Origin of the sequence: Cardiobacterium sp. Marseille-Q4385, assembly GCF_916618745.1 — a bacterium.
Taxonomy (GTDB): Bacteria; Pseudomonadota; Gammaproteobacteria; order Cardiobacteriales; family Cardiobacteriaceae; genus Cardiobacterium.
In genome coordinates this window covers 1,980,377-1,995,302 of sequence record NZ_OU745373.1, presented here as the reverse complement: position 1 = coordinate 1,995,302, position 14,926 = coordinate 1,980,377, and the positions used below count along the sequence as shown (strand labels likewise).

Here is a 14,926-nt window from a genome sequence, read left to right as displayed (position 1 = left end):
ATGGCGAATACCTTTCACGTCAGCATGGTCAGCGCCGACCGCCAGCTATACAGCGGGAAAGCGGAGCGCCTTGTCGCGACCGCTGAACGCGGCGAACTGGGCATCCTCGCCGGCCACGCCCCATTTCTTTCCATTCTTAAAGCAGGGCAAGTCCGCCTGACCCTGCCGGACGGCAAAGAAGAAGTCATCTACATCTCCGGCGGCTTTATCGAAGTACAGCAAGGACAGACCATCATCCTCGCCGACGACGCCGAACGTGCCGAACAGCTCGACGAAGAACGCGTTCGTGAAGCCCGTCGGCGTGCCGAAGAAAAAATGCGCGACAAAACCAGCACGAAACTTGAGCTGGCTCGCGCGCAAGCTGAACTGGCACAAACTATGGCCCAACTTGCCGCCATCCGCCGTGCCAAAAATTAAAGGACTAACCACCATCCTCACGGTGCTGCTCTGCCTGCTGGCGAGCAGCACCGTTTCTTATGGGGAAAGCGCGGCATCCCCGGCCATCACCGCCCAAGAACGTGCGGTGCTTTTAGCAAGAACAAATCACCTGCACGAAGTCACGCCGACCCTCTATCGGAGCGAACAACTGGACCAAGACGACACCGCCCTGTTACAGGCGCTGAACATCCGTACCATCATCAACCTGCGCTACTTCAACCGCGACGATGACCACCGTCACTTCGGCCATACCGACATCCGCATCATCAACATCCCGCTGCTGACTTGGGACATTGAGGCCGAAGAAATGGCGCAAGTGCTGTACACCATCGAACAAAGCGAAAAATACGGCAACGTACTGGTGCATTGCTACCACGGCGAAGACCGCACCGGCTTGACGATCGGCCTCTACCGCATCTTTTACCAGAACTGGAGCGCCGCAGACGCAGAAGCAGAAATGCGTCGCTACGGCTATAACCGCATCTGGCGCAATATCCCCCGCTTCTACAAACCGAAAAAACTCGCCGCCGTACGCCGCGCTCTGGAAGCACTGCGCCGCAGCGATTAATTTACCGCTTTCTTCCACCTCAACTATCACGGATAAATCACCAGCCGCCAGTAAAACGCAGGCGGTTATCGTTGAATGGATAAAAAAGAGTAAAAGGCGAATCGCCACAGACAGTACAGGGAGCCCGGTCAGGCGACGCAACGCCGTTACGATTTTTTTAGATGTTTAACTATAAATTTTTGGCGATGTCATTGATCAAGTAATACACGAGAGACACAGTTCGCACCAATTCTTGTCTGTGGGTGCGTGCTAATGTGGTGAGTTTGGCGACCGGGGCGATTTCACGATTTTTCCAGCTAGTTAACGGGAAAATGACGCCATTTATGGCAAAAAATGACGGAAAGACTGTGGTAGAAATGACACTTAGCCTTTCCAAGCCCGCCGGAAAGCCGTTATCATGACGGCGGGTTAACCCCTTATTCATTCGTAAACACTAAGGAATTGCCATGAACCATCGCACCTTCCCGCGTACCAGCCTGGCCACTGCCCTGTTACTCGCCTGCACTTGCGCCGCTGCGCAACAGGGCAACACGGCACCGGCAGCCGTCAATGTTGCTGCTCCCAAGACCACCTCCACCGATAGCAGAATCAACCTCTACCGCATCTCTGCCCTGCACAACACCACCGGCCTTGAACTGCGCCAGCGTGAAGTCCCGCAAAGCGTGACCGTGATTGATCAGGACGAACTGAAAGCACGCGGTATCCATGACATGGCAGGCGCACTGAAAACCGGCGGTGTAAATGTTGTCCGCGACGAAGGCGGCCACTACCGCTACCAGACACGCGGTTTCAATATCGACCAAATTGAAGAAGACGGTCTCTCTACCAGCCTGCACGGCGCCTATGGCAATCCCTACCACAATTCACAAAGCCCGAGCGATCTTGCCATCTACGAGCGCATAGAAATCGTGCGTGGTGCGACTGGTCTCACCCAGGCAAACGCCGAACCGGGCGGCACCATCAGCGCTGTGCGTAAAAAACCGACTGCCGAACGCCGCATCGGTGGCGACATCAGCGTGGATCGCTACGGCAAAGTCTATGGCACCGTTGACGCAAGCGGCGCTCTAGATCCCGAAAAAACCTTGCGCGCGCGCGTCATCAGCGTGGTCAGCAAAGACAAAACCTTCAAGGACGACGTGGACGGCAGCCATTACCTCGTCTATGGCGTTGCCGAAAAAGATGCTGGTGCAACGACCACCGTTACCCTCGGCGGCATGGTGCAAAACAGCCACGGTCACCCAGATCCCTACGGCCTGCCGCGAGCCAACGTTGCCTTCCCGCGTGACAAGAGCCTCGGCTTCAAATGGAATAAAGACGACTACAACAAAGCCAACGTCTTTGCCGGCATGGAAACCCGCTTCAATGACGACTGGAAACTCAACACCAAAGTCAGCTACACCCGTAACGATTCCATGAGCGCCTTTGGTGCACTGGCCAACGAAAATCCCGGTTACAGCGGTCTTACCCGTGGCGCCACCCTGCCGATAAACGATCTGAACCGCTACGACAACGCAGGTCGCCAGGCTGCCGCACAAATCACGCTCAATGGCAAATACCGCCTCTTTGGCCGCGAGCACGACGTATTCACCGGCTACACCTTCGGACAAGAAGCCAGCAACACCCGCTGGAAACGCATCCGCAACAACACCGCTTACGACCCGTACACCTTCCAGGGTAACGAAATCCAATACCCGGGCTGGGGCGATTACATCGACCGCACCTACTACGGCAGCAAACAAAAAACCCACGCCTTCAACCTCGGCAGCCGCGTCAACGTGCTTGACAACCTGCACATATTGGGCGGCGCGCGTTACACCCACTGGAGCGGACGCGAATTTACCGACTACAACTGGTGGAACGACCAACCGGACAACACCGCCGACCGCAATGACAAACAAAGCCGCAGCCGCGTTACCCCCTACCTGGGCATCACCTACGACATAAACGCCAACAACAGCCTCTACACCCATTACAGCAGCATCTTCAAACCGCAGTACTACCGCGACAACAAAGGCAACTTCCTGAGTCCCGTAACCGGCAACAGCTACGAAGTGGGCTGGAAAGGCGAATGGCTGGACGGCAAACTCAACACCAACATCGCCCTCTACCAAATCGAACAAAAAAACCGCCCCGTGCAACTGGCGCTTGCCTCCGGACAAGAATACGCCGCCGCACACGGCAAAGTCCGCAGCCGTGGTCTGGATGCCGAAGCCACCGGCAACATCACCGACGCCTGGAAAATCAACGCCGGCTACACCTACAACAGCAGCAAATTCCAGAAAAACGAAAACGCCCGCGACCTGAAAGGTGGCAATGCCAGCAAACACACACCGAAACACCAGATGCGCCTCTACACCAGCTACCGCCTGCCGGGTGCCGCGGAAAAATGGACCATCGGTGGCGGCATGAACTACCAGAGCAGCACCAGCAGCCTGTGGGGCGTCGAACAAAAAGGCTATGCCCTCTTCAATGCGGACGTGCAGTACAAAATCAATGACCAGTTCAACGTTGGCCTTGCCCTGGAAAACATCACCAACAAGCGCTACTTCGAGAATCACCCGACGCGCATGAATGGTGCAAACAACTACCTCGGCGAACCACGCAACATCATGCTCAACTTCCGCTGGGAACTCTGAGAATCGCCACCCACAAAAGCCCCGCCAAGCGGGGCTTTTTCATAAGCCGTATTCCTAGAGACAAGAGCGTAGCCCAGTAACCACGCCGCTTGACGAGCCCAGCAACCACGCCGCTTGACGAGCCCAGCAACCACGCCGCTTGACGAGCCCAGTAACCACGCCGCTTGACGAGCCCAGTAACGACGCCGCTTGACGAGCCCAGCAACCACGCCGCTTGGCGAGCCCAGTAACGACGCCGCTTGGCCGACCCAGTAACCACACCGCTTGGCGAACCTAGTAACCCGCCGCTTGACGGGCCCAGTAACCACGCCGCTTGACGAGCCCAGTAACCACGCCGCTTGGCGAGCCCAGTAACCACACCGCTTGACGAGCCCAGTAACTACGCCGCTTGACGAGCCCAGTAACCACGCCGCTTGGCGAGCCCAGTAACCACGCCGCTTGGCGAGCCCAGTAACGACGCCGCTTGGCGAGCCCAGTAACGACGCCGCTTGGCGAGCCCAGTAACCACGCCGCTTGACGAGCCCAGTAACCACGCCGCTTGGCGAAGCCAGTAACCACGCCGCTTGACGGACCCAGTAACCACGCCGCTTGACGGACCCAGTAACCACGCCGCTTGACGAGCCCAGAAACGACGCCGCTTGACGAGCCCAGTAACGACGCCGCTTGGCGAGCCCGTATTTGCCCCCGTCAAGCGGGACAAACACTGGTTCCGCCTTGCGCAACCCCGGTCAACGCGGCATTATCCCCGTCCCCTCTCAACCACAGGAATCTTCATGAACAAACAACCTTCCCTTATCGGCGGTGCCTGCATCATCGCCGGGGTCTGCGTCGGTGCAGGGATGCTTGCCCTGCCGCTTGCCGGAGCCGGTGCCTGGTCGTTGTGGGCCACCGCCGCCATCGTCCTCACCATGCTGATGATGACGCTCTCCGGCTGGCTGTTGCTTGAAGCCTACAAGCACTACGACCTGCGCGCGTCGTTTAACACCGTCACCCGCGATGTGCTTGGCTCACAGATCAACATCATCAACAACCTCGCCGTATATTTTGTCGGCGGCATTCTCCTTTATGCCTACATCACCACCATGGGCGGTACGCTGCAACAATTGACGGACAATGCGCTGAACAGCAAATTCGCCTCCATCCTTGCCTGCCTCGTCGGTGGCGCTTTCGTCTGGCACTCGACCCGCGCGGTGGACCGCATTTCGGTATTGCTGATCGTCTTCATGGTCGCGACCTTCCTGTTCAGCATTTACGGCCTTATCAGCGGTGTGCATCTGAATACCCTGCTCAACCGCCTGCCCCACCCTGCCGGCAGCGACGACAGTTATGCCCGCTACATCCTCGCCTTCCTGCCCGTCTGCCTGACCTCGTTTGGCTACCACCACTCCGTCACCTCGATGCGCGCCTATTACGGCGAAGAGAAAAAGGCGGCGCGCGCCATTCTGTACGGCACGCTGCTGGCAATGGGCATTTACCTGCTGTGGACGCTGTCCATCTTCGGCAACCTGCCGCGCAGCGAACTCGCCCCCATCGCATCCGCCGATGACAGCGTCAATGTCCTCACCGCCAAACTTGGTACCATCCTGCACAGCAGCCAACTGGGCAATATCATCAGTGCCTTCGCCCTCGGTGCCGTCGTTTCCTCCTTCATCGGCGTCGGCCTCGGCGTCTTCGATTACCTCGCCGACACCTTCCACTTCGCGGACAACCGCCTGGGGCGCAGCCAAACCTGGCTTGCCACCTTCCTGCCGCCGCTCGTCTGCTCGCTGCTCTGGCCGATGGGCTTCACGATGGCGATAGGCTACGCCGGCGCAGTCGCCACCATCTGGACCTGTATGGTGCCTGCCGCGCTGGTGTGGAAAACACGCGCGCGCCACGGCACCACCGGCTATACCGTGCCGGGCGGATCAGCCCTGCTCGCCGCCGTTTTCCTCTACGGCATCCTCGTCGCCCTCTTCCACTTCCTCAACATGCTGCACAAACTGCCCGTCTATCAGGGCTGAAAAACAGGGGGCAATATCCCCCCATTTGCAAGCAGAAAACGGCGGTAAAACCGCCGTTTATGCTAAAATGCGCGCCTTTGTACAGCCCACGGGAACGACCATGACCGAAAAAAAATACGACTCCTCCAACATCCGCGTTTTGAAAGGCCTCGAAGCCGTCCGCACCCGCCCGGGCATGTACATCGGCAACACCGACGACGGCAGCGGCCTGCACCACATGGTCTTTGAAGTCGTCGATAACGCCATTGACGAAGCCCTCGCCGGCTATTGCAGCGAAATCAGCGTCATCATCCACCAGGACGAATCCATCACCGTGCGTGACAACGGGCGCGGCATCCCGGTGGACATCCACCCCGAAGAAGGCCGCAGTGCTGCCGAAGTTATCATGACCGTGCTGCACGCAGGCGGCAAATTCGACGACAACAGCTACAAAGTCTCCGGCGGCCTGCACGGCGTCGGCGTCTCCGTGGTCAACGCCCTCTCCGAACGCCTGACCATGACCATCCGCCGCGACGGCCATATCCACCAGCAGCACTACCACCACGGCGAACCCGACGCACCGCTGGCCGTCATCGGCGACACGGCAGAGAGCGGCACCGAAATCAACTTCCTCGCGAGCTCCGACACCTTCGGCAACGTCGTTTACGACTACGACACCCTTGCCAAACGCCTGCAAGAACTCTCCTTCCTGAACGCGGGCGTGCGCATCACCCTGAGCGACGAACGCACCAACAAAACCCAGACCTACGAATACGAAGGCGGCGTGCGCGCCTTCACCGAATACCTCAACCGCAACAAAACCCCCATCCACCCCACCATCTTCTATTGCAGCGCCGACAAAGACGGTGTGTACGTCGAAATCTCCCTGCAATGGAATGACAGCTACCAGGAAAACGTCTACTGCTTCACCAACAACATCCCGCAGCGCGACGGCGGCACCCACCTGGCCGGCTTCCGCGCAGCAATGACCCGCACCCTGAACGTCTACATGGAAGAAGAAGGCCTCCTGAAAAAAGCGAAAATCGCGACCAGCGGCGATGACGCGCGCGAAGGACTGACTGCCATCGTCTCCGTGAAAGTGCACGACCCCAAATTCAGCTCGCAAACCAAAGACAAACTCGTCTCCAGCGAAGTCAAAAGCGCCGTGGAAAGCGTCCTTGGCGAAAAACTCAAAGAATACCTGCTGGAAAACCCGCAAGAAGCCAAAATCATCGCCGGCAAAATCGTCGACGCCGCCCGCGCCCGCGAAGCCGCGCGCAAAGCCCGCGAAATGACGCGGCGCAAAGACGTGCTCGACATCGCAGGCCTACCCGGCAAACTCGCCGACTGCCAGGAAAAAGACCCTGCCCTCTCCGAAATCTTTATCGTGGAAGGTGACTCCGCAGGCGGTTCGGCCAAACAGGGGCGTAACCGCAAATTCCAGGCCATCCTGCCGCTCAAAGGCAAAATCCTCAACGTCGAAAAAGCCCGCTTCGACAAAATGCTCGGCTCGGCGGAAATCGGCACCCTGATCACCGCGCTCGGCACCGGCATCGGCAAAGACGACTTCGACGCTGCCAAATTGCGCTACCACCGCATCATCATCATGACCGATGCCGACGTGGACGGCGCGCACATCCGCACCCTGCTCCTCACCTTCTTCTACCGGCAAATGCCCGAACTCGTTGAGCGTGGACACATCTACATCGCCCAGCCGCCGCTCTACCGCGCCAGCAAAGGCCGCAACAAACAATACCTCAAAGACGACCACGAACTGAACGAACTGCTGCTCACCCAGGCACTGGACGACGCCAGCCTGCACCTCTCTGCCGACGCCCCCGCCATCAGCAAAAGCGCCTTCGAAGCACTCGCGCGCGAACACGCCGTGATCGACGGCCTGATCAAGCGCCTCTCGCACCGCTACGATAATCGCGTCCTGCGTGCGCTCGTCGAAGCGCCCGAACTCAGCCGCGCCACCTTCGCCGACGCAGACGCCATGCAGACATGGCTTGCCGCCTACCGCCAGCAACTTGCCCGCTTCGCTGAGGCCGGCGTCACCCTCACCGCCGACTACCTGCCGGGCGACAACCCGCGCATCGACATCCGCATCGAACAACACGCCAACCAGCACCACAACTACATTGACCCGCACTTTGCCGACAGCAACGAATACCGCCGCATCAACAGTTTCGGGCAAAAAGTGCGCGGCATGCTCGGCGAAGGCGCCTACTTCACCAACAGCAAAGAACGCATCGAAGTCGAACACTTCCACCAGGTCATCACCGCCCTGCTCGCCGAAGGCAAACGCGCCTACGAAATCCAGCGCTACAAAGGCCTCGGTGAAATGAACCCGGACCAACTGTGGGAAACCACGCTCGACCCCGCCGTGCGCCGCATGCTGCAAGTCCAGCTCAAAGACGCGCGCCTCGCGGATGAAATTTTCACCACCCTGATGGGCGAAGAAGTCGAACCACGCCGCGCCTTCATCGAAGACAACGCCAACAGTGCCAATATCGACATCTGAGCCAAACCGCGCGCGTACCACAAAAAAAACGTAGGGTGGGCTTTAGCCCACCGTTACCAAGCGCGACGGCAACGCATAAACCGCGCTATTACCCCGCTTGACGCATTTACCTTCCACTAAGGCATCCTTTTGAACCTATCCCGCCGCATCGAAGCCATCCTCTTCACCCGTGACGAGGCCGTCAGCACTGCCCAACTCGCGCAGGCGCTCGCCACCAGCGAAGACGCCGTCTGCACCGCGCTGGACGACCTCGCCGCGCGTTACGAAACCTCGGCAATGACCCTCGTCCAGGTCAAAGACGGCTGGCGCCTGCAACTGCGCAGCGACTATTTCGAGGCCGTCGCTGCCTTCGCCGAAGCCCAGCCGGTGCGCTACTCGCGCGCTTTCTGGGAAACCCTCGCCTACATCGCCTACCACCAGCCCGTCACCCGCGCCGAAATCGACGCCGTGCGCGGCGTGACCACCAGCAGCGGCATCTACCGCCAACTCTTCGACCTCGAATGGATCGAAGTCATCGGCACCAAAGAAGTGCCTGGCCGCCCCGAACTGCTGGCAACCACCACCCAATTCCTGAACGACTTTTCCGTGGCCAGCCTCGACGCGCTGCCCGCCCTACCCGAAGAAGACGGAGACCCCGCATGAAAGAACCCAAAGAACGCATCCAAAAATGGCTGGCCGCGCGTGGCCACGGCTCGCGCCGCGAAATCGAAGACTGGATCCGCGCAGGCCGCCTCAAAGTGAACGGCAAACCCGCCGAAATCGGCCAGGCCGTCAGCGGACACGAACGCTTCAGCCTGGACGGCCGCCCGCTGCGTGTCTCGCCGGAACAAAAAAACCCGCGCCAAATCCTGATGTACCACAAACCGCCGGGCGAAATCTGCACTCGCCACGACCCCGAAGGCCGCCCCAGCGTCTTCGACCGCCTGCCGAAAATACGCCAGGGCCGCTGGGTCAGCGTCGGCCGCCTCGACCTCAACACCGCCGGCCTCCTGCTCTTCACCAACGATGGCGCCCTCGCCCACCGCCTGATGCACCCCAGCGCTGAAATCCCGCGCGAATACTGGGTACGCGTCGCCGGCGACGTCAGCGAGAGCACACTGGAAGCCCTGCGCCACGGCATCGAACTCGATGACGGCTTCGCCCGCTTCGACGACATTATGCCGCTGCAAGCCCTGCACGAAGACGACAGCCAGTACAACCGCTACTTCAGCGTCACCCTCAAAGAAGGACGCAACCGCGAAGTGCGCCGCCTGTGGGAAGCCGTCGGCTGCCAGGTCAGCCGCCTGAAACGTATCCGCTTCGGCAACGTGACCCTGCCGAAAGAACTCGCACAAGGCCGCTACCGCCTGCTCACCCCCGGCGAAACCAACGCCCTGCTCGAACCGATCCGCCCCAAAAAAGGCCCGGCCCGCACCCCCGGTCCACGCTGAACCCAAGCGGAGAATCCCATGCGACACGCCCAAGGCTTCATTCTGCTCAAAGAAAAACGCTACGACCCTGCCCGCATTCTCGACGCCCTGCAACGCGACTGGGGCATCGTACCCGATAGCGGCGACACACCGACCGTCGCGGAAGATTCGCTGATGTTTAACGTCAACGGCCTGCTCTGCTCGGTAGCACTGATGCCCGCGCCCGTTCTCGGCGGTGAAGCTGAACGGGTCGCACTGAATGCCGCCTTCCACTATTTCCGCTGGGATGCTGTCGGGGCTGCACGCCAGCATCAGGCGCATCTGCTGGTCGTGGTCATGCCGCTCGGTAACGACGCTGCAACCCCCATCACCGTGATGAGTCTGTACAGCAAACTGGTCTGCGCCTGTCTTGCCGATGACAACGCACTGGGCATCTACACCTCCGGCACCGTTCTCGCACCGGACTTCTATCAAGATATGTGCAATGCCCTGCGCCACGGCGAACTGCCCATCATGGCGTGGATTTTCATCGGCCTGTATGGTGACGAAGGCGGCAGCAACGCCTACACCATCGGCCTGGAACAATTCAACAAAATGGAACTGGAAATCCTCGCCAGCCGGCACGAACCGAACGAGCTATTCACTTTCCTATGCGGCATCTGCGATTACCTCATCGCCAACGATGTAACCCTGCGCGACGGCGAGACCATCGGTTTCAGCGAAGATGAAAAACTGGCGATTACCCGCTCGTCACGCGTCGCTGGCATCGCCGAAGAAACGCTGAAAATCGCCTACTAAGCCGCTTTACCCCTGATAAAACTCTATCGGCAGCCCGTCCGGGTCTTTAATGAAGAAAAAGGCCTTGCCGGTGTATTCATCAATGCGTACCGCTTCGCAATCCACGCCTTTCGCCTGTAACGCCGCCCGCTGGGCGGCTACGTCGTCCACCACGAAGGCAAGATGGCGCAAGCCGCAGGCTTCCGGACTATTCGGGCGTGGTGGCGGGTCAGGAAAGGAAAAAAGTTCGAGCAGGTAGTGCCCATCGCTGCCAAGATCCAGCTTCCAGGAATCGCGTGCAGCGCGGTAGTGTTCGGCAAGGATTTCCAGCCCCAGGATTTCGGTGTAAAAGCGCTTGCTGCGCGTGTAATCGGCGACAATCAGCGCCACATGATGCATCCTCAAAATTTCCCCCTGTGTGATTGGCAAAACGCCGCGATTATAAGCCGCTGCCCCGCCGCGCTTCCATTGCCGCCCTTTCTGCCCTTTGTTATGATGCCGCCCTTTCAAATCAACCCTTTTTGATGGTTCTTCATTATGCGCAACACGCTGAAAACGCGGGTTTTACCCTGTGCCGCAGTCCTCTTTTTCTCCCTCTCGGCACACGCCGAATCTTTCCGGGTCGCCGATATTCGTATTGAAGGTTTGCAGCGGATTTCCGCCGGCACGGTCTTCACTTATTTGCCTGTCGCCGCTGGCCAGCAGTTTGATATGGCAAACAGCGCCCAGGCCATTGACGCCCTGTATAAATCCAACCTCTTTTCGCAAGTCCGCCTCGCCCGCGACGGCAATGTGCTGGTGGTGCAGGTGGAGGAATTCCCTGTCATCGCCGAGGTCAATCTCAAAGGCAACCGCGACCTGAAATCGGAAGATTTGCAAAAGGCGCTATCCGCCGCCGGTATCAGCGAGGGACAGGCTTACAATCCGCAGATGTTGCAGCAGTTGGTGCAGGAGCTTACCGAGCAGTATCAGGCACGCAGCAAATACGCGGTAAAAATTGATCCGAAGGTGCGCCAGCTGCCGCGAGGCCGTGTCGCCATCGATCTCGATATCAGCGAAGGGCGTTCCAGCCGCATCAAGCAAATCGACATCGTCGGCAACAAGATTTATTCCGACAAACAGCTCGTTTCCCTCTTCGATACCTCGACCCCGCGCTGGAATTCCTGGCTGACCAAGTCTGATCAATACGACCGCGACAAGCTGCAAGCGGATATCGACCGCCTCGAATCCTTCTACCGCGACCGGGGCTTCATGGATTTCGCCGTGACTTCGACCCAGGTTTCGCTCTCACCTGACCGCAAATGGATTTACCTCACTGTCAACGTGGACGAAGGCAAGGTCTATCGCGTCAAAGGTTATCAGTTGCAGGGCGATCTCATCGTGCCGCGCACCGAGCTCGAATCGCTCATCACCTTCAAACCCGGGGATCGCTACAACCGCAGCGAAGTACGCAAGAGCACCGACGCCCTGCGCACCCGCCTGGCTGACGAAGGCTATGCCCAGGCTCAAGTGAACGTCGTGCCGAATGCCGACAAACTGAGCGGCGAAGTGAGCTTTGACATCCTCGTTACCCCCGGCATCAAGACCTATGTGCGGCAAATCGGCTTCACCGGCAACACCAAAACCTACGACCGTGTGCTGCGTCGTGAACTGCGCCAACAGGAAGCCAGCCTCTATTCCGGTTCTGATGTCGCCCGCTCGGAAGAGCGCCTGCGCCGCTTGCCGCAAGTGGAAACCCTCGAACAAGCCATCCACCCCGTCCCCGGCACCCCCGACCAGGTTGACCTCGAATACAAAATTACCGAACGCAGCACCAGCAGTATCCAGGGCGGCGTCGGCTACGGACAAAGCAGCGGTGCGCTGTTTAATCTCGAATACAACGACAACAACTTCCTCGGCACCGGTAACTCGCTCGGCATCAACTTCGGCAAAAGCTCGTCCGAACAGCGTTACGGCTTCGATTTCACCGATCCGTACTTCACCGCCGACGGCGTCAGCATCAACTACGCCTTTGATTACAGCAAAACCAATTACCGCAAAGAGCGCCTGTCCGACTGGGCGGCGGATACCCTGGATGCCACCATCACCTTCGGTTACCCGCTTACCGAATACCAGAGCGTCTATTTTGGCGGCGGCTTCCGCACCCTGAAAATCAACACCGGCGATAACGTCGCAAGCGAAATCACCGATTACCTCAATAAAAAAGGCCGCCGTTACAAAGAAGGCGTCGTCACCCTTGCCTGGAACAAAGATACCCAGGACAACACCTACCTGCCGACCAAAGGCAGCCTGAACAAAATCAGCGGCGAAATTACCCTGCCCGGTTCGGACGACACCTACTACAAAATCGGTTACCGCAACCGCACCTATTTCCCGCTTAACGACGATAAAAGCCTCATCCTCGGCCTGCGGGGCGACATCGCTTACGGTGGTGGTTACGGCAAAACCGATGACCTGCCCTTCTACCGTCACTACTACGCCGGCGGCCTCACCACTGTGCGTGGCTTCGAGCACAGCTCGCTCGGCCCGCGTTACAGCAACGGCGACACCTCTGGTGGCGACTTCCGTACCGTCGGTGGCGTTGAGCTGATGACCCCGTGGAAAATCAACGAAAAATCCAACAACGTCCGCGTCGGCACCTTCATTGACTTCGGTAACGTGTACAGCAAGCCCAAAGACTTCGACCTCGGCGAATTCCGCTATTCCGGCGGTCTCTTCGTGCAGTGGATGTCCCCCTTGGGGCCGCTTAACCTGAGCTACGCCGTACCCATCAAGAAAAAAGATGGCGACGAGAAAGAAGCCTTCCAGTTCAGCTTCGGCATGGGCTTCTAAACCATCCTGCCACGCCACGGACGGCGCGGCACCACCTACCCGACCACACCATGAAAACACTACCGCTGGCGGCACTCCTCGTCCTTGCCGCTACCTTGCACGCCCAAGAAGCGGATACATCTACCGCCTCAGCGGCAACACCTGCCCCCGCGACACCAACTGCTGACAGTCCAACAGCAACCCCGGCTGGCGAAAACCGCGACTACAACGCCGCTGATGTCACGCCGCCCGAACACCCTACCCAACCTGCCGCTGCAGCCCCGGCTGACAAAAATCGTGACTACAACGCCGCCGATGCCACGCCGCCCACTCCCTCCGCCCAAGCGACGGATAGCGTTGACCCCGCCGACCTGCGCATCGGCTTCGTCAATTTCCGCCGCATCATGGCTGCCGCGCCGCAGCGTGACGAAGTTAACGAACGCCTAGAACGCGAATTCGGCGTTGAGCGGGATGCCCTGCTGCAAGCGCAAAGCGAACTGCGCGACATGGAACGCCGTCTGGAAACCATCCGCCACGGCGACGCCTACAACGAACTCGAACGTCAGGTCATCAACAAACGTCGCGACGTCAGCCGCCGCGACAGCGACTACCGCGACAACATCAACGTCCGCCGCAACGAAGAAATGGCTAAACTGCAAAAAATGATCGGCGACGAAATCCTCAGCCACGCCAAAGAAGCGGGCTATGACATCATCCTGAACGATATCGGCGTCTTCTACGTCAGCGAACGCGCCGATCTCAGCCCGCTCATCATCAAACGACTGCAAAACAAGGCAGGAAAACCATGAAGACCAACGCAGGCGATATCGCCGTCCGGCTTGGCGGCACTCTCCACGGCGACCCCGCTACCCCCATCCACGGCGTCGGCACCCTGCAAGACGGCCAAGCGGGCGAGATCGGCTTCCTTGCCGACGCGCACTACCGCCAATACCTGCCGACAAGCCGTCTCGCCGCTGTTCTCGTCAGCGAAGCCTATCCCGAAGCGCCGATAACCCAAATCATCGTCAAAGACGTCAAACGCGCCTGGCGCCACCTCGCTGACGACTTCGCCCCACCATTCCCACCACCCACCATCTCGCCGCAGGCACATATTGATCCCAGTGCTATCCTCGGCGCGGACGTCAGCATCGGTGCTGGTGCCGTTATCGGTGCAGGCGCAAACATTGGCGACGGCTGCCGCATTGCCCCGCTTGCCTACATCGCGGACGGCGTAACCATCGGGCGCGACAGCAACATCGGTTCCGGTGTGCGCATCCTTGAAAAAACCACAATCGGGGCACGCGCCAATATCCTCGCCAATGCCGTCATTGGCGAACGCGGCTTCGGTAACAACTTTGAAGACGGCCGCTGGCTGCCCGTCGCCCAGCTCGGCGGTGTGCGCATCGGTGATGACGTCGAAATTGGCGCCTGTACCACCATTGACCGGGGCGCGGTGAGCGACACCATCATCGGTAACGGCGTCAAACTCGACAACCACATCCAGATTGGACACAACGTCCACATCGGCGATCACACCGTTATCGCCGGCTCCGCCGTCATCGCCGGCTCCGTCACCTTCGGCAAATACTGCGTCGTCGGTGGTGCCTGCGTCTTCACTGGCCACATCACCATCTGCGACGGCGCCCAGTTCACCGGACACTCCTCCATCAGCAAAAGCATCCACCAACCAGGCGCCTACTCCTCCGGTATCCCGGCCATGCCCGCGCTACAATGGAAAAAATTCTTCGCCAAACTCAAACTCCTAGCCAAAGAAAAGTGAG

General features: G+C 59.2%; 12 protein-coding genes. 11 read left to right on the top strand and 1 reads right to left on the bottom strand.

Annotated features, from left to right (window positions below; genetic code table 11):
* From LG374_RS09480 to LG374_RS09445, 8 genes are all read left to right on the top strand, one after another.
* Window positions 1-417, top strand: a complete 417-nt coding sequence (locus LG374_RS09480) for a F0F1 ATP synthase subunit epsilon (protein WP_225757464.1) — start codon at window positions 1-3, stop codon at window positions 415-417.
* A complete protein-coding gene (locus LG374_RS09475; protein WP_225757463.1) occupies window positions 404-1,006 on the top strand; it encodes a tyrosine-protein phosphatase in 603 nt (200 codons plus the stop codon). The genes LG374_RS09480 and LG374_RS09475 overlap by 14 nt, the downstream gene beginning before the upstream one ends.
* A gap of 446 nt (window positions 1,007-1,452) precedes the next feature.
* Window positions 1,453-3,642, top strand: coding sequence for a TonB-dependent siderophore receptor (locus LG374_RS09470; RefSeq protein WP_225757462.1), 2,190 nt, complete (start codon window positions 1,453-1,455; stop codon window positions 3,640-3,642).
* 773 nt (window positions 3,643-4,415) lie between these two features.
* Window positions 4,416-5,645 (top strand): aromatic amino acid transport family protein, encoded by a 1,230-nt coding sequence (locus LG374_RS09465; protein ID WP_225757461.1) that lies wholly within the window; start codon window positions 4,416-4,418, stop codon window positions 5,643-5,645.
* A 100-nt stretch (window positions 5,646-5,745) separates the two neighbouring features.
* Window positions 5,746-8,148, top strand: coding sequence for a DNA topoisomerase (ATP-hydrolyzing) subunit B (gene gyrB, locus LG374_RS09460; protein WP_225757460.1), 2,403 nt, complete (start codon window positions 5,746-5,748; stop codon window positions 8,146-8,148).
* A 129-nt stretch (window positions 8,149-8,277) separates the two neighbouring features.
* Complete coding sequence (gene scpB, locus LG374_RS09455) at window positions 8,278-8,790, top strand: SMC-Scp complex subunit ScpB (RefSeq protein WP_225757459.1); 513 nt, start codon at window positions 8,278-8,280, stop codon at window positions 8,788-8,790.
* Window positions 8,787-9,578: a pseudouridine synthase gene (locus LG374_RS09450; RefSeq protein ID WP_225757458.1), complete on the top strand. Its 792-nt coding sequence runs from the start codon at window positions 8,787-8,789 to the stop codon at window positions 9,576-9,578. Before scpB ends, LG374_RS09450 begins: the two co-directional genes overlap by 4 nt.
* Before the next feature lie 18 nt (window positions 9,579-9,596).
* Window positions 9,597-10,355: a DUF4261 domain-containing protein gene (locus LG374_RS09445; protein WP_225757457.1), complete on the top strand. Its 759-nt coding sequence runs from the start codon at window positions 9,597-9,599 to the stop codon at window positions 10,353-10,355.
* Window positions 10,356-10,361: 6 nt separating this feature from the next.
* Here the strand turns inward: LG374_RS09445 and LG374_RS09440 are convergent, their stop codons facing one another.
* On the bottom strand, window positions 10,362-10,733 hold the full coding sequence (locus LG374_RS09440; RefSeq protein ID WP_225758020.1) for a VOC family protein: 372 nt from the start codon (window positions 10,731-10,733) through the stop codon (window positions 10,362-10,364).
* 138 nt (window positions 10,734-10,871) lie between these two features.
* On the opposite strand from LG374_RS09440, the gene bamA reads away from it, so the two are divergent.
* From bamA to lpxD, 3 genes are read left to right on the top strand one after another with little or no spacing between them, the layout of a single operon-like run.
* Complete coding sequence (gene bamA, locus LG374_RS09435; RefSeq protein WP_225757456.1) at window positions 10,872-13,166, top strand: outer membrane protein assembly factor BamA; 2,295 nt, start codon at window positions 10,872-10,874, stop codon at window positions 13,164-13,166.
* A gap of 50 nt (window positions 13,167-13,216) precedes the next feature.
* A complete protein-coding gene (locus LG374_RS09430) occupies window positions 13,217-13,954 on the top strand; it encodes an OmpH family outer membrane protein (RefSeq protein WP_225757455.1) in 738 nt (245 codons plus the stop codon).
* The gene (gene lpxD / locus LG374_RS09425) at window positions 13,951-14,925 is read left to right on the top strand and encodes a UDP-3-O-(3-hydroxymyristoyl)glucosamine N-acyltransferase (RefSeq protein ID WP_225757454.1); all 975 of its coding nucleotides are present in this window, start codon (window positions 13,951-13,953) and stop codon (window positions 14,923-14,925) included. The genes LG374_RS09430 and lpxD overlap by 4 nt, the downstream gene beginning before the upstream one ends.
* The last annotated feature ends 1 nt before the right edge of the window (window position 14,926 follow it).

What these genes read in the sequence shown, in the direction of transcription:
- LG374_RS09445 (WP_225757457.1), top strand. Translation starts at nt 9,597, where the DNA reads ATGCGACACGCCCAAGGCTTCATTCTGCTCAAAGAAAAACGCTACGAC.
- LG374_RS09440 (WP_225758020.1), bottom strand. Translation starts at nt 10,733, where the DNA reads ATGCATCATGTGGCGCTGATTGTCGCCGATTACACGCGCAGCAAGCGC.
- lpxD (WP_225757454.1), top strand. Translation starts at nt 13,951, where the DNA reads ATGAAGACCAACGCAGGCGATATCGCCGTCCGGCTTGGCGGCACTCTC.
- LG374_RS09465 (WP_225757461.1), top strand. Translation starts at nt 4,416, where the DNA reads ATGAACAAACAACCTTCCCTTATCGGCGGTGCCTGCATCATCGCCGGG.
- LG374_RS09480 (WP_225757464.1), top strand. Translation starts at nt 1, where the DNA reads ATGGCGAATACCTTTCACGTCAGCATGGTCAGCGCCGACCGCCAGCTA.
- LG374_RS09430 (WP_225757455.1), top strand. Translation starts at nt 13,217, where the DNA reads ATGAAAACACTACCGCTGGCGGCACTCCTCGTCCTTGCCGCTACCTTG.
- LG374_RS09450 (WP_225757458.1), top strand. Translation starts at nt 8,787, where the DNA reads ATGAAAGAACCCAAAGAACGCATCCAAAAATGGCTGGCCGCGCGTGGC.
- gyrB (WP_225757460.1), top strand. Translation starts at nt 5,746, where the DNA reads ATGACCGAAAAAAAATACGACTCCTCCAACATCCGCGTTTTGAAAGGC.
- bamA (WP_225757456.1), top strand. Translation starts at nt 10,872, where the DNA reads ATGCGCAACACGCTGAAAACGCGGGTTTTACCCTGTGCCGCAGTCCTC.
- LG374_RS09470 (WP_225757462.1), top strand. Translation starts at nt 1,453, where the DNA reads ATGAACCATCGCACCTTCCCGCGTACCAGCCTGGCCACTGCCCTGTTA.